Source organism: Streptomyces sp. NPDC048825, from assembly GCF_043198355.1.
Taxonomy (GTDB): Bacteria; Actinomycetota; Actinomycetes; order Streptomycetales; family Streptomycetaceae; genus Streptomyces; species Streptomyces xiangluensis.
Genome location: NZ_JBICUR010000018.1, coordinates 24,600 through 39,015, shown reverse-complemented (window position 1 = coordinate 39,015; position 14,416 = coordinate 24,600). Strand labels below are relative to the sequence as shown.

General features: G+C 70.6%; 12 protein-coding genes. 3 read left to right on the top strand and 9 right to left on the bottom strand.

Annotation, left to right across the window (positions count from 1 at the left end):
• Nucleotides 1–13: 13 nt before the first annotated feature.
• A complete protein-coding gene (locus ACGFNK_RS34935) occupies nucleotides 14–1,753 on the bottom strand; it encodes a GAF domain-containing protein (protein ID WP_393422428.1) in 1,740 nt (579 codons plus the stop codon).
• A gap of 358 nt (nucleotides 1,754–2,111) precedes the next feature.
• On the opposite strand from ACGFNK_RS34935, the gene ACGFNK_RS34930 reads away from it, so the two are divergent.
• Nucleotides 2,112–3,602 (top strand): gamma-aminobutyraldehyde dehydrogenase, encoded by a 1,491-nt coding sequence (locus tag ACGFNK_RS34930; RefSeq protein ID WP_393422426.1) that lies wholly within the window; start codon nucleotides 2,112–2,114, stop codon nucleotides 3,600–3,602.
• Nucleotides 3,603–3,834: 232 nt separating this feature from the next.
• On the top strand, nucleotides 3,835–7,212 hold the full coding sequence (locus ACGFNK_RS34925) for a pyruvate carboxylase (protein ID WP_393422424.1): 3,378 nt from the start codon (nucleotides 3,835–3,837) through the stop codon (nucleotides 7,210–7,212).
• 60 nt (nucleotides 7,213–7,272) lie between these two features.
• On the opposite strand, the gene ACGFNK_RS34920 is transcribed toward ACGFNK_RS34925, so the two are convergent.
• Nucleotides 7,273–7,644 carry a DUF4333 domain-containing protein gene (locus tag ACGFNK_RS34920; RefSeq protein ID WP_393422422.1) on the bottom strand — a complete coding sequence of 124 codons (372 nt, stop codon included), beginning with the start codon at nucleotides 7,642–7,644 and terminating at the stop codon, nucleotides 7,273–7,275.
• 171 nt (nucleotides 7,645–7,815) lie between these two features.
• Between ACGFNK_RS34920 and ACGFNK_RS34915 the strand changes: the two genes are divergently transcribed.
• Nucleotides 7,816–9,000, top strand: a complete 1,185-nt coding sequence (locus ACGFNK_RS34915; protein ID WP_393422420.1) for a sensor histidine kinase — start codon at nucleotides 7,816–7,818, stop codon at nucleotides 8,998–9,000.
• 130 nt (nucleotides 9,001–9,130) lie between these two features.
• Here the strand turns inward: ACGFNK_RS34915 and ACGFNK_RS34910 are convergent, their stop codons facing one another.
• Genes ACGFNK_RS34910 through ACGFNK_RS34880 form a run of 7 tightly spaced genes read right to left on the bottom strand, consistent with a single transcriptional unit; the run spans nucleotide 9,131 to nucleotide 14,291 of the window.
• On the bottom strand, nucleotides 9,131–9,976 hold the full coding sequence (locus ACGFNK_RS34910; RefSeq protein WP_393422718.1) for a class III extradiol dioxygenase subunit beta: 846 nt from the start codon (nucleotides 9,974–9,976) through the stop codon (nucleotides 9,131–9,133).
• A 1-nt stretch (nucleotide 9,977) separates the two neighbouring features.
• A complete protein-coding gene (ligA, locus tag ACGFNK_RS34905) occupies nucleotides 9,978–10,334 on the bottom strand; it encodes a protocatechuate 4,5-dioxygenase subunit alpha (RefSeq protein WP_393422418.1) in 357 nt (118 codons plus the stop codon).
• 29 nt (nucleotides 10,335–10,363) lie between these two features.
• The gene (locus tag ACGFNK_RS34900) at nucleotides 10,364–11,116 is read right to left on the bottom strand and encodes an SDR family NAD(P)-dependent oxidoreductase (RefSeq protein ID WP_393422416.1); all 753 of its coding nucleotides are present in this window, start codon (nucleotides 11,114–11,116) and stop codon (nucleotides 10,364–10,366) included.
• Entirely contained in the window at nucleotides 11,113–11,394 is a 282-nt protein-coding gene (locus ACGFNK_RS34895; protein WP_386350327.1) for a muconolactone Delta-isomerase family protein, read from the bottom strand. Before ACGFNK_RS34895 ends, ACGFNK_RS34900 begins: the two co-directional genes overlap by 4 nt.
• 18 nt (nucleotides 11,395–11,412) lie before the next feature.
• Nucleotides 11,413–12,129: an alpha/beta fold hydrolase gene (locus ACGFNK_RS34890; protein WP_393422414.1), complete on the bottom strand. Its 717-nt coding sequence runs from the start codon at nucleotides 12,127–12,129 to the stop codon at nucleotides 11,413–11,415.
• Nucleotides 12,126–13,196: a Rieske 2Fe-2S domain-containing protein gene (locus tag ACGFNK_RS34885; RefSeq protein ID WP_393422412.1), complete on the bottom strand. Its 1,071-nt coding sequence runs from the start codon at nucleotides 13,194–13,196 to the stop codon at nucleotides 12,126–12,128. The genes ACGFNK_RS34890 and ACGFNK_RS34885 overlap by 4 nt, the downstream gene beginning before the upstream one ends.
• A gap of 57 nt (nucleotides 13,197–13,253) precedes the next feature.
• Nucleotides 13,254–14,291, bottom strand: coding sequence for a PDR/VanB family oxidoreductase (locus ACGFNK_RS34880; protein ID WP_393422716.1), 1,038 nt, complete (start codon nucleotides 14,289–14,291; stop codon nucleotides 13,254–13,256).
• Nucleotides 14,292–14,416: the final 125 nt, after the last annotated feature.

Genomic DNA, 14,416 nt, shown 5'->3' with positions numbered 1-14,416 from the left:
CCTGAGACGCGAGTTACTCTTCCGCTTCCGCGGGGAGGGGCACCGTCCATTCCACGATGGTGCCGGTGGGCTCGTTCGGTGTGAGCGTGAGGCTGCCGCCCAGGTCGGTGGCGCGGCGACGGAGGTTTTCGAGACCGCTGCGGCGGGTGACGGCAGGGTCGATCCCCCGTCCGTTGTCGGACACGCGCAGGCGCAGCCGACTGCCGTCCGTCTCGGCGATGATCTCGACGGCGGTGGCGTGTGCGTGCCGGGCGGCGTTCGACAGGGTCTCGCGCAGTACCGCCAGCAGGTGATCGGCGTGGCCCGCGGGTACGCCGGTGTCCAGCAGGCCGGTCATGCGCAGGGCGGGGCTGAAGCCGAGGGCCTCGGCGGCCTTGTCGGTCTCGGACAGCAGCTTCGCGCGCAGTCCGGCACGCCCCTCGGAGCGGTCGCGCTCGCGCAGGGCGTAGATCGTGGTCCGCACCGTTTTGATGGTGTCGTCGAGGTCGTCGACCACACGCTGGATGCGCTCGGCCGCCTCGGGCCGGTCGGAAATCCGTCCCAGTACGGAGTTCAGCGTCAGCCCGGAGGCGAACAGCCGCTGGATCGCCAGGTCGTGAAGGTCGCGTGCGATGCGGTCCCGGTCGGTCAGGACCAGGAGATGATCCGCCTCGCGCCGATGCTCGGCGATCTCCAGGGCAAGCGCGGCCTGGTCGGCGAAGCCGCTGATCATGGTCATGACCGCGTCGGAGAACTCCTCGCCGCCGGGCAGATTGGCGATCTGAAGGACCGCACGGGCGTGCTCGCTCCCGCCCAGCGGGAGCAGAAACCCGGGCCCCAGTTCCACATGAGCCGCGGAGCCGGCCCCCTCCTGCGGCTCCTGGGACAGCGCGTTGCTGGTGATCCGCTCGTTGGAGCGGTGCACCTTCGCGGCCAGCGTGGTGGCCGGCAGTACCAGCCCGCGCACCCGCTCGGCGCCCTCCCCGTCGGCGGCCTCGATCACCAGCTCGTCGCCGCCGTCGATCGGCACGGCCATCGTCACCAGATCGGCCCCTGCCAGCGACCTCACGGTGGTGGCGACCTGGTGCAGCACCTGGTCCGGGTCGGTACCCGACAACAGGCTGCGGGTCAGCTCGCTGCTCGCCGCCAGCCACCGCTCCCGGCGGCGCGTGTCCTCGTACAGCCGGGCGTTGTCGATGGCCACGCCGGCCGCCGCCGCCAGCGTGCGCAGCACCGCCTCGTCCTCGTCGTCGAACTGCGCCCCGCCGCGCTTGTCGGTCAGATACAGGTTCCCGAAGACCCGGTCGCGTACGCGCACCGGGGCTCCCAGGAACGTGGTCATCGGCGGATGCCCCTCAGGGAAGCCCACCGATTCGGGATGTGTGCCGAGGTCGGCAAGGCGCAGTGGCTCCGGCTCCCTGATCAGCAGCCCCAGGATGCCCTCGCCCTCCGGATAGTGGCCGATCGCCTTGATGGTGTCCTCGTCCACGCCGACCGTGATGAACTGCTTGATCCGGCCTTCCTCGCCCAGCACCCCCAGCGCCCCGTACTCGGCATCCACCACGGCCACCGCGGACTCGGTGATCCGCCGCAGCACCACATCGAGGTCCAGGTCCGAGCCGATCGCCAGTACCGCGTCGAGCAGCGTGTGCACCCGGTCCCGGGTCGCGCGTACCTGGGCGACCTGCGCCTGCAGGCCCTCCAGCAGCTCGTCCAGCCGCAACTGGGGTGCCGCCGGACCGCCCCTTCGCTCTTCGGCCGGACTCTCCGCCATTCCCGCTCCCTCCGGAAAAAATGCACCGCTGGCACCTTCCCAGCTTGCCGGAACGGCCCTGCCCACACGCGAACCCATGTGTTGGTGCGGCCGTCACGGCAGCTCAGATCCTATTGGTTTCCTGCTGTCCGCGGCCGGGGTGTCCCGGACCGAAAGAGCCCCGGACCGAAAGAGCCCCGGACATGACGAACCAACCGGACCGCCGCCTCAGCCCTCGGCACTCACTCACACTCACCAAAAGGCACTATTGCCGAGTGCACCGGCAACAGCTCCCAACCCCATCCCGCACGGTTGCACCCTGGGCGACCTGTGGGGCGAGCAGAGCTCCACTCCCGAAACGCAATCGGAGACGTGACTGATGGAGACCACCGGACAGCAGTTCATCGCGGGCAAGCGCCGCTCCGGCACGTCCGGCGAGCAGTACCAGGTGACCAATCCGGCCACCGGCGAGGTCCTGGCCACCGACACCCTGGCAGGACCCGAGGACGTCAGCGAGGCGGTGACCGCCGCTCGCGCCGCCTTCGCCGAATGGTCGCGCACCACCCCCGCCGAACGCTCCGAAGCAATGCTGCGCTGGGCGGACAAACTCCAGGCCCGCAGCGAGGAGTTCGCCGCCACCGAGAGCCGTATCGGCGGCAAGCCGATCAGACTGGCCAGCGGATTCGACATCCCCGGCAGCATCGACAACGTACGGTTCTTCGCCGGTGCCGCCCGTAGCCTGGAAGGCCGCGCCTCGGCGGAGTACTCCGGCGAGCACACCTCCACCATCCGCCGCGAACCCATCGGCGTGATCGGCTCCATCGCTCCCTGGAACTACCCCCTCCAGATGGCCGCCTGGAAGGTGCTGCCCGCCGTCGCCGCCGGCAACACCGTGGTCCTCAAGCCGTCCGAACTCACCCCGCTCACCTCGGTGATGTTCGCCGAGGCGGCGCAGGAGGCCGGCATTCCCGACGGTGTGATCAACATCGTCACCGGCAGTGGCACTGTCGCCGGGCAGGCGCTGGTCACCCACCCCGACATCGCCATGGTCTCGTTCACCGGCTCCACCGGGGTCGGTCGCCAAGTCGCCGCGCAGGCAGCCGAGTTGGTGAAGCGCGTCCACCTCGAGCTCGGCGGCAAAGCACCCTTCCTCGTCTTCGACGACGCCGACCTGGAGGCAACCGCCCGCGGCGCCGTGGCCGGTGCCCTCATCAACGCCGGCCAGGACTGCACGGCCGCCACCCGCGCGTACGTCCAACGCCCCCTGTACGAGGCGTTCGTGGCCCGCGTAGCCGAGCTGATGGACGGCGTACGGCTGGGCCCGGTCGACGACCCCGCCACCGACATGGGCTCCCTGATCTCCCTCCGGCAGCGCGACAAGGTCGCCGCCATGGTGGAGAACGCGCGTGAGGCCGGAGCCACGATCGTGCGCGGCGGGAGGATCCCCGACGGGCCGCTGGGCCAGGGCGCCTACTACGAGCCCACTCTGATCACCGACGCGGCGCAGGACTCCGCCATCGTCCAGCAGGAGATCTTCGGCCCGGTCCTCGTCTGCCTGCCCTTCGACAGCGACGACGACGCCATCCGCCTGGCCAACGACACCCCGTACGGCCTTGCCGCCTCCGCCTGGACCAGCAACGTCTTCCGCGCCGGACGCGCCGGCCGCGAGATCCAGGCGGGCTGCGTCTGGATCAACGACCACATCCCGATCATCAGCGAGATGCCGCACGGCGGCTACAAGGCCTCCGGCTTCGGCAAGGACATGTCGGCGTACTCCTTCGACGAGTACACCAACGTCAAGCACGTCATGTCGGAGAACACCGGCGAGCAGCACAAGTCGTGGCACGACGTGGTCTTCACCAGCCGCTGACCCGCCACAGACGTAACGCGCCTGCCGACAGCGTTTCGCGCCCTGCGGGACTACGGGACTACGAGCGCCAGCTGATGGTGGGGATCGACCCGGTCTTCGCAGAGGCACCCTTGATGCCGGGTAAACGGGTGCCGACGGAGGCGGCTCCACATCGATATGGTCGTGGAGTCCGTCTCACCGCCCCCCGCCAAGCCCGACCCACCGTGTTTCTCCACCGACGTTGAGGAGTGGGATGTTCGCCAAAGTACTTGTGGCCAACCGCGGCGAGATCGCGATCCGGGCTTTCCGGGCCGCGTTCGAGCTGGGCATCTCCACGGTGGCGGTGTTCCCGCACGAGGATCGCAACTCGCTGCACCGGGCCAAGGCCGACGAGTCGTACCTGATCGGGGAACGCGGGCACCCGGTGCGGGCGTATCTGTCGGTCGACGAGGTGATCAGGGCCGCGCGCAAAGCCGGTGCGGACGCGGTCTACCCCGGCTACGGCTTCCTGTCGGAGAACCCCGATCTGGCCGCCGCCTGCGCGGACGCGGGCATCGCGTTCATCGGTCCGCCCGCGCAGGTGCTGCACCTGACGGGCAACAAGTCGCGTGCGATCGCGGCGGCCCGCGAGGCCGGGGTCCCGGTCCTGGCGTCCTCGCCGCCGTCCACGGATGTCGAGGCCCTGCTGACCGCGGCCGCCGACGTCGGGTTCCCGCTGTTCGTCAAGGCCGTCGCCGGCGGCGGCGGACGCGGCATGCGGCGGGTCGCCGAGCCCGGCGAGCTGCGCGACGCCATCGAGGCGGCCATGCGGGAGGCGAAGTCCGCCTTCGGGGACGACACCGTGTTCCTGGAGCAGGCGGTGGTGAACCCCCGCCACATCGAGGTGCAGATCCTGGCCGACGGCGTCGGCAACGTCGTCCATCTCTACGAGCGGGACTGCTCGGTGCAGCGCCGGCACCAGAAAGTCGTCGAGATCGCCCCGGCTCCGAACCTGGACCCGCGGCTGCGGGAGCGGATCTGCGCCGACGCCGTCGCCTTCGCCCGCCACATCGGGTACGTGAACGCGGGCACGGTCGAGTTCCTGGTCGACGAGCGCGGCAACCACGTCTTCATCGAGATGAACCCCCGGATCCAGGTGGAGCACACGGTGACCGAGCAGGTCACCGACCGGGACCTGGTGATGGCGCAACTGCGGATCGCATCCGGCGTCACACTGCCCGAACTCCGCCTCACCCAGGACGACATCGTGCTGTCCGGCGCTGCCCTGCAATGCCGCATCACCACTGAGGACCCCGGCAACGGATTCCGGCCCGACACCGGCACCATCTCCGCCTACCGGTCCCCGGGAGGCCCCGGGGTGCGGCTCGACGGCGGCACCGTCCACACAGGTGCCCAGGTCAGCGCCCACTTCGACTCCATGCTGGTCAAACTGACCTGCTACGGCCACGACTTCTCCAACGCCGCCCGCCGGGCCCGGCGGGCCATCGCCGAGTTCCGCATCCGCGGGGTCTCCACGAACCTGCCCTTCCTGGCCGCCGTCCTCGACGACCCGGACTTCCAGGCCGGGCACGTCACCACCAGCTTCATCGACGAACGCCCCCAGCTGCTGCGGGCCCGCCCCCCGGCCGACCGCGGCAGCCGCATCCTGCACCACCTTGCCGAGACCACCGTCAACAAGCCGCACGGGCCGCGGCCCGCCGTCGTCGAACCCGCCGAAAAGCTCCCCTCCACCAACCTCTCCGATCCACCGCCCCAGGGCTCCCGGGAGCGCCTCGCTGCGCTCGGCCCTGAAGCGTTCGCCGCCGAACTGCGCCGGCACAGGGCGGTCGCAGTCACCGACACCACGTTCCGCGACGCCCACCAGTCGCTGCTGGCGACCCGGGTACGGACCCGTGACCTGCTCGCCGTGGCGCCGCACGTCGCGCGCACGGCACCACAGTTGCTCAGCCTGGAGTGCTGGGGCGGCGCGACCTACGACGTCGCCCTGCGGTTCCTGGCGGAGGACCCGTGGGAACGGCTCGCGCTGCTGCGCGAGGCGGTGCCGAACATCTGCACGCAGATGCTCCTGCGCGGCCGCAACACCGTCGGCTACACGCCCTACCCGACGGAGGTGACCGACGCGTTCGTCGCCGAGGCCGCCGCGACCGGAATGGACATCTTCCGCATCTTCGACGCGCTCAACGACGTCGCACAGATGCGCCCGGCCATCGACGCCGTACGGGCGACCGGGACCGCGCTGGCCGAGGTGGCCCTGTGCTACACCGGCGACCTGTCCGATCCGGCCGAGCAGCTCTACACCCTCGACTACTACCTGCGGCTGGCCGAGCAGATCGTCGAGGCCGGCGCACACGTCCTGGCGATCAAGGACATGGCCGGGCTGCTGCGCCCACCGGCGGCCAGGAAGCTGGTCACCGCGTTGCGGGAACGCTTCGACCTGCCGGTGCACCTGCACACCCACGACACGGCGGGCGGGCAGCTGGCCACCCTGATCGCGGCGATCGACGCCGGAGTCGACGCCGTCGACGCGGCCGTCGCGTCGATGGCGGGTACGACGAGCCAGCCCTCGCTGTCCGCCCTGGTCGCGGCCACCGACCACACCGACCGGGCCACCGGCCTGTCTCTGCAGGCAGTCGGCGACCTCGAGCCCTACTGGGAGGCCGTACGCAAGGTCTACCGGCCGTTCGAGTCCGGGCCGGCCTCGCCCACGGGCCGCGTCTACCACCACGAGATCCCCGGCGGGCAACTGTCCAACCTGCGCCAGCAGGCCATCGCGCTCGGACTCGGGGACCGCTTCGAGCTGATCGAGGACTGCTACGCGGCCGCCGACCGGATGCTGGGCCGGCTGGTGAAGGTCACCCCTTCCTCCAAGGTCGTGGGTGATCTCGCGCTCCACCTGGTCGGTGCCGGAGTCGAGGCGAGTGCCTTCGAGTCCGACCCCGCCAAGTTCGACCTGCCGGACTCGGTGATCGGATTTCTGCGCGGCGAACTGGGCGATCCGCCCGGAGGCTGGCCGGAGCCCTTCCGGACCCGTGCCCTCGAGGGCCGGCCCGCGCAGGCGCAGCCGCCGCAGCTTTCCGACGACGACCGGAGCGGGCTGCGCGACGCGCGACGGACCACGCTGAACCGGCTGCTGTTCCCCGGCCCGACCAAGGCGTACGACACACACCGCGAGGCCTATGGCGACACCTCGGTGCTCTCGACCAAGGACTTCTTCTACGGCCTCGAACCCGACACCGAGCACACCGTCACCCTGGAACAGGGCGTGACGCTGCTGATCGAACTGGAGGCGATCTCCGAGGCCGACGAGCGCGGCTACCGGAGCGTGCTGGCCAGCCTGAACGGGCAGCTTAGGCCGGTGTCGGTGCGCGACACCTCGATCGTCACCGACGTCAAGGTCGCCGAGAAGGCCGATCGCGGTGACGACCGCCAGGTCGCCGCGCCCTTCGCCGGTGTCGTCACCCTGCAGGTGGAGGAAGGGGCGTCCGTCGAGGCGGGGCAGACCGTCGCCACCATCGAGGCCATGAAGATGGAGGCCGCCATCACCGCCCAACGCGGCGGCACCGTCGCCCGGCTGGCGATCGGCTCCATCCAGCAGGTCGAGGGCGGTGACCTCCTGCTCGAGATCCGCTGAGGTCTCGCGTCACACGCATGGTCATCGACGCCCGCTGAGACCGGGGGCTGGACCCCGGTCTCAGCGCTCGAACTTCCAGGTGACGGAGGAGTCCGACGCACGGACCACTGTCACGGGGATGTCGACGGTCCTGCCGTCGCCGTCCTTGCCGGCGCAGGTGAGGGTGGCCCCCGTCTCGGCCTTCAGCCCGGTCGGGCAGGAGACGTCGGTGATCTTCTTCCCGACCCAGGGCAGCGGGTTGTACTTGCCTTGGGTGCGGGTCGCGACGATGTTCGGAGACAGAGCATTCTGATCGTCAACCGTCACCGTGCTGTATTCGTCCAGGGTCGTGTTCGACTCGGTCCCTGAGAGCAGATAGGTGCCGACCCCGCCCAGTGCGACCGCTACGAGGGCACCGCCGACCGTGCCGACGAGGAACCTGCTGCGCTGCATCACGTCACGTACTCCTGAAGTCCTGCTGTCCGGGGAGGGGACTGGCTCCATCGTCGCCCGCGGGCGCGGGCGCCCGCCTCGGCCGAACGGACACAATGCCACGTCCCGCAGCCGGGCCCCTCGGCCGTTCGGCCGATCCCGGAGGCCGGGGGCGCCGCTTACGGTGACCGCATGAAATCCGTTTCAGCCCAGGGCTGTGCCCGCGGCTTCGGCTTCGGCGCGCTGCTCGGGTTGTGTGTCCTCGACTTCGCCGCGGTGAGTTCCGAGGGGCACGACGTCTGGCCGACCGCCGCCGTGATCGCCGTCGGCCTCGCCGCCCTCCTGTGGCCGGCCGACCTGCGGCCCGCGTGGCTCACCCCTCAGGTCCGCATCACGGTGCCCGCCGTCGTCTCCCTGGCCGGCACGGTCGGGATCACCCTGGCCGGCGAGCAGCGCGTTTTCGGTCCCGGCGAGATCACGATCATGCTGTGCCTGCTGTTCATCGCCGTGCGGCACTGCCCGCGGCGCTGGGCCGTGGTGTGCGGCACGCTCGACGCGGTCGCCGGGCTCGCCCTGCCCGTGGGCTTTTACCGGTCGCTGAGTGACGACGAAACACTGGGATTCCTGGTGGTCGGCCTGCTCCTGATCGGCCTGGTCGGCGGGCTCGCGGGCTACCTGCGCTCGCTGGACTTCCGGCGGACGGTCGCGGTGGCCGAGACCCGCCGTGACGAGCGCGTGGCCATCGCCGCCGACCTGCACGACTTCGTCGCCCACCATGTCACCGGGATCCTTGTGCAGACGCAGGTGGCGCGCATGATGGCTGACTCCCGGACTTCCCGGACCTCCCGGAGCGACGACCTCGACCCGGTCCTGGCCGGTATCGAACGCGCCGCCACCGAGGCCCTGGCGTCCATGCGCCGCACGGTGGGCGTGCTGCGCGACACCGGTCCTGACGAGGCCGCCCACCGGCCGGTGGGCGATCTCGCGGGCATCTCCGGCCTGATCGAGGGCTTCGCGAGCCCGATCCAGAAGGTCACGCTCCATCGGGACCCCGCCCTCCCCGACGACCTCCCGCACGAGGTGCAGGCGGCTGCCTTCCGGGTCGTCCAGGAGGCGCTGACGAACGTACGACGCCACGCGGCCGACGCCACGGAGATCAGCGTCGGCCTGTGGTGCGAGGACCACCGCCTGATGGTCGCGGTCGCGGACGACGGCCGCGGCGGCACCCAGCTCCCGGCCGCCGCACGCGGCGGCGGATTCGGCCTCGTCGGCCTGACGGAACGCGTCACCGCGCTGGGAGGAACGCTGTGGGCCGGGCCCAGGGTCGGCCACGGCTGGGAGGTCCGCGCGGTCTTCCCGCTGCGAAAGTCCATTTGAGCGGACGTCTTCGAGCGCCATGCCGCCCCGCGGCACGGGCGCTGGCCGAACTGGGCTGACGGCCCTTCTCCGGCTCAGATTCTCCGGCTCGGATTCTCCGGCTCAGTTTCCCGGGCTCAGTTTCCCGGGCTCAGTTTCCCGGGCTCAGGTTCTCGAACAGGACCATCCCGGCCGCGGTGTTCGACGCGGGCACGTGATACGCCTCGTGCACGCGTCGGATCCGGGGTCCCAGCGCGCCGCGCATGATCAGCCACATGATCAACTCGATGCCCTCGGAGCCGGCCTCGCGGATGTACTCCTCGCGCGTGAGCGCGGCCAGTTTGTCGGGGTCGTGCTCGATCGCGTCGAGGTACATCCGGTCGAAGTCCTGGTTGATCAACCCCGCGCGGGCGCCCGCGAGTTGATGCGACATGCCGCCGGTGCCGAAGACGGCGACCTTGAGATCCTCGGGGAAGGAGCGGATCGCCTCGCCGAGCGCGCGGCCGAGGGCCAGGCAGCGTGCGGCGGTGGGCTGCGGGTACTGGATGACGTTCACCAGGAGGGGCACCACCGCGCACGGCCAGCGCTCGCCGGGGTCCGGGCAGTACACCGACAGCGGAACGGTCAGACCGTGGTCGACGTCCAGTTCCTGATAGATCGTCAGATCGAAAGAGGCGTCGATCAGGCTCTCGACCAGATGGTCGGAGAACTCGGGGTTGCCGATGACCGACGGCACGGGGCGGCTGCCCCACCCCTCGTCGGCCACTCGGTACGACTCGGCCGTCCCGAGCGCGAAGGTCGGGGTGACGCTCATGTCGACGGCGTTGGCATGGTCGTTGTAGATGACGACCGCGATATCGGGGGTGTGCTCGGCCATCCACTCCCGCGCCGGCCCGTACCCGTCGAACAGCGGCTTCCAGTACGGGTCCTGGGTCTTCCCGTGGTCCATGGCCGCACCGATCGACGGCACATGCGAGGTGGCCAGACCCCAGATCACCTCAGCCAAAGTTCCGCCCTCCCGCTTTCAGCGCCTCCGCGAACTCCTCGGTGGTCATACCGGTGAAGACCCCGCCGAGGTACTGCATGGATTTCTGGTCGACCATGGCGAGCTTGAAGACATAGAAGATGGAGCCGCCCAGCTCCATCATCCGGTTCCAGTCCCGCCGCAGGACGGCGTCCCGTTGTTCGGCCGTGAGCCCGTACGCGTCGCAGTACGCGGCTTCGTCGGCCTTGAACCTCTCCCGGCTCCCGGCGTCCTTGAGGGACCCGCAGAGCCGGTTCAGCGCTCGGCCGCGGCGGCTCTCGGCGGCGTCGAAGACGTACGTGCCGGGGACCTGGGGTGTGCTGCTGGACATGCCGTTCCTCTCCTCTCCTGTGCGGGCCGTCAGTGCAGGAGTCCGCCGCCGTCGCAGACGAACGTCTGGCCGGTGACCATGGCCCCGTCCGGCGAGGCGAGATACGAGACGAGCCCCGCGAAATGCTCCGGGGTGACGAACTCCTTGATCGCCTGCCGGCGCATGGTCGCGTCGAACACCTCGTCGCCGGAGTGCGCCCGGGTGCCCGGCGTGGCCACCTGCGCGGGCGCCACCGCGTTGACCGTGATCCGGTGCTCGCCCAGTTCGCGCGCCATCACCCGGGTCATGCCGATGAGCGCGCCCTTGCTGGCGACGTAAGCGATCTGGCCCGGCGACCCCGTGAAGAAGGTTCGGGACGCGACATTGACCACCCGTCCGCGGTACGCGCTCTTGCTCAGCCAGGGCGCGCACGCCTGCACCATCAGCAGCGGGCCGACGGCGTTGACGTCGAAGAACCGGTGCAGTTCCTGCGGGGTTGTCTCGAGCAGCGGTGCGCGGCCGGAGAGCAGGCCGGCGTTGTTCACCAGTACGTCGATGCCGCCGTACGTCTCGGTGATCTCGCCCACGGCCTGGCGCGTCGCGGCCGGGTCGCTGATGTCGCAGTGCCACTGCCGTACGCCGGCAGCCTCGCCGCTGGCGTCCGGGTCCGGTTCGGCGATGTCGAGTGCGGCGACCGTGAATCCGTCCCTCGCCAGCCGGCGGGCGATGGCCTGCCCGAGGCCGCCCGCGGCGCCCGTCACCACGGCGACCCGCCGGCCGTCCCGGCTGCCCTGGCCGGTCAAGGCGCCTTCTCCTGCGGATGTGTGGCGAGCGCCTCGACGGTGATGTCCATCCACTTCCACATCGGCAGAGAGGCGAGCGCGTCATGCAACTCCGCCGGGTCGGCCGCCTCGTACAGGCCGATCGTGGCGTTGCGGCCCGGAACCCGCCACAGCCGCTTGAGGACGCCCGCCTCCCTGAGCTGCATGGCGCGTTCCCGCTCGCCCTTGCGCAGGGATTCGCGTACGTCGTCGGGGGTGTCAGGGGGCAGAAGGTTCTCGGTGCGTACGAGGAATTCCATGGGGCGTCCCTTCTCGGGTCAGGCTGCCGCGATGTCCAGCAACAGTTCGGCCAGTTGGCCGGGGGCGGTGACCATGGCCTCGTGACCGGTCGCGATCTCGTGAACCGGCCAGCCGCGGGCCGCGGCCCGTTCGGCGTGAGCGGTGAACGCCCGCATCCAGTCGGTGCATTCGATGAACACGCCGGGGACCTGGTCGGCCTTGCCGGTCAGCCGGAGCGGCTCGGTGTAGGTCAGCCACGGGTGTGGGGTCAGCCGGGGGCCGAGCCAGTCCAGGTCCGTCTGTTCCTCGACGCCGAGCACGCTCAGCGAGCGCACCGGGATGAGCCAGCCGAAGCCGGGTCCGGCCACGGACTCCCGGTAGTGCCCGGCGATGCGTTCGGGAAGCAGGTCGATCGCCGCGTCCCCGTCGTCGCCCACGAAGGCGTCGAGGTGGACGCGCTTGGCCAGCCGGTCGGGGATGCGGTCCGCGACCCCGGTGACGACCTGGCCCGCGTAACTGTGCCCGACGAGCACGACGTCCCGGGCGTCGTGGGCCTCGATCAGTGCCACGACGTCCTCGATGTGCGTGCCGAGCCCGACCTGCGGGCTGAGCAGATGGGCGCGGTCGCTCACCCCGGTCAGCGTGGGGGAGTGCACTTCGTGCCCGGCCTCACGCAGCAGCGCTGTGACGTGCTGCCACACCCACCCGCCGTGCCAGGCGCCGTGGAGCAGTACGAAGACGCGGCGGCCGCTCATACGGACGCCCTGCTGCGAGGGATGCGGGCGCCCTGCTGTTGCTCGTCCTGTTCGCGCTGCTCGCGGGCCAGCATCTTCGCCACCGCGCGGCGTCCGCGGAGGGCGGCCAGGTCGGACTTGATGCTGGACTCGGCCTTGCCACCCGGGTCGGTGGCGTACATGACCTCCTGCGCCTCCAGGGCGTCGACGTCCTCCTGCATCACGGCGAGCTGCTGCTCGTGCTGGAACTTCGTGAGCTCCTGGTCGTCGATGAGGTAGTCGCGGCCCAGCGCGTAGAAGTCGTGCGTCTCGTTGCCGCGCCCCGGCGTCAGCCCGTACAGCACCTTCATGTGGAAGCCCTCCGGCTCCTCGGTGCCGGTGGCCGCGACGCGGATGTTGAGAACGAAGATGCCTGGCGGGTAGAAGTCGCCGTCCTGCCAGCGGTCCACCGGAGAGGTCAGCCCGCACGACTTCTCGTAGAACGGAGGGGCCTCGATGCCGACCATGCGGCGGCTGAAGCTGACACGGTCCCCGTCCACGGTGACGTCGATGGGGGTCGCGGCGACGGCGGCGTTGCCGATGCTCGTCGGGTGCAGGAACGTCTCGTGGGTGAGGTCGAGCAGGTTCTCCAGGAGCAGCATGTGCCGCGCCTTCAACGGGACCACACCCTGTACGTGCGTCCAGTCCGGGTCGGTGAGCCACGAGGTGTCGGGCAGCAGGCTCTCGTCGGCAAGGTCCGGGTCACCGGGCCAGATCCAGATCGCGCCCTCCCGCTCGACCAGCGGGAACCGGCGCAGCGCCGCCTTGGGCCGGTCGGCCTGCTCGGCGACCCCGACGCATACGCCCTGCCCGTCGAAGCGATAGCCGTGGTAGTCGCACTGGAGCGTGCCGTCGCCGTCCAAGTGGCCCAAGGACAAGGGGTACTTGCGGTGGGGGCAGCGGTCCTCGACGGCGGTGACGGTCTGGTCGGGGAGGCGGTAGAAGCAGACCGGGATGTCCGTGATCCAGCGCTGCTTGAGTGTCCGGCCGATCTCGTCGGACCAGGCTCCCAGGTACCAGCCGTTGCGCACGTGCTGTGTCAGTGTCATGGCGGTCCTTCCTCTTGGGCAGAACACCGAGTTGACGGTGTGTCAGAGTCGTGTGTGTCAGAGGTCCAGCACGAGGCGGCCGCCCCGCGCGCGGGAGACGCAGATCAGCATCGTGTCGTTCGCGGCCCGCTCGTCCTCGGTGAGCAGTGAGTCGCGGTGATCGACCTCGCCGTCCAGGACGGGGGTCTCGCACGAGCCGCAGATGCCCTCCTCGCAGGAGGACAGGACCGGGACGCCCGCCTGTTCCACCGCCGCGAGGACCGACAGCTCCGGCGGCACGGTCAGCGTCATCCCGGACGCCCGCAGCTCCACCTCGATGGGCTGCTCGGCCGCACCGTCGGCGGTCCCCGGTACGGCCGCGGCGAACCGCTCGACGTTCAGGGACCCGGACGGCCAGCCGGCGCAGTACGCCTCGACCGCGTCGATGAGCCCCGCCGGGCCGCAGCAGTACACCAGGGCGGACGGGTCGGGATCGCCGAGGAAACCGGCGAGGTCGAGCAGTCCGTACTGGTCCTGCGGCCGTACGGACACCCGCTCGCCGTAGCCCTCCAGTTCGGGCAGGAACGCCATGGAACCGTGGGTCCGGCCGCCGTAGAGCAGGGACCACTCGGCCCCCGCGGCCTCGGCCTCGGTGATCATCGGGAGCAGGGGGGTGATGCCGATGCCTCCGCCGACGAACAGGTACCGGGCCGCGGGCCGCAGCGGGAAGTTGTTGCGCGGGCCGCGCACCTGGAGTTCGTCGCCCTCGCGGACGTGGTCGTGGATCCACTGCGAGCCGCCGCGCCCGTCGGGCTCCCGCAGCACCGCGACACGCCAGCGGTCCGCGTGCCCGGCCGTGTCCACCGGGCCGCACAGCGAGTACTGCCGGGTGACGCCCGTGGGCAGCACGACGTCGATGTGCGCTCCCGGCTGCCAGGGCGGAAGCAGTTCGTCGTCATCGGAGTTCGGTGTGAGCTCCAGCGATACGACACCCTCCGCCACCGTCTGCCGGGACCGCACGGTGACGGTGCCCTCGAACTCGGCTCCGCGCCTCTCGGAAGCACCGAGGGGGCGAGTGTCCGGGGCGGCGGCTGAAGGGCTCGTCACGTTCGTCATCTCCTCGGTACGGTCGGCGGGCGTCGCTTCGGCCGCGGTGGGCGGCGGCACGATCGACGCTAACGACCGGGGAACGCCCAGGTCATCGCTCGAATGACCGGACCGGGGGCGGCGCAAGGTCGTGG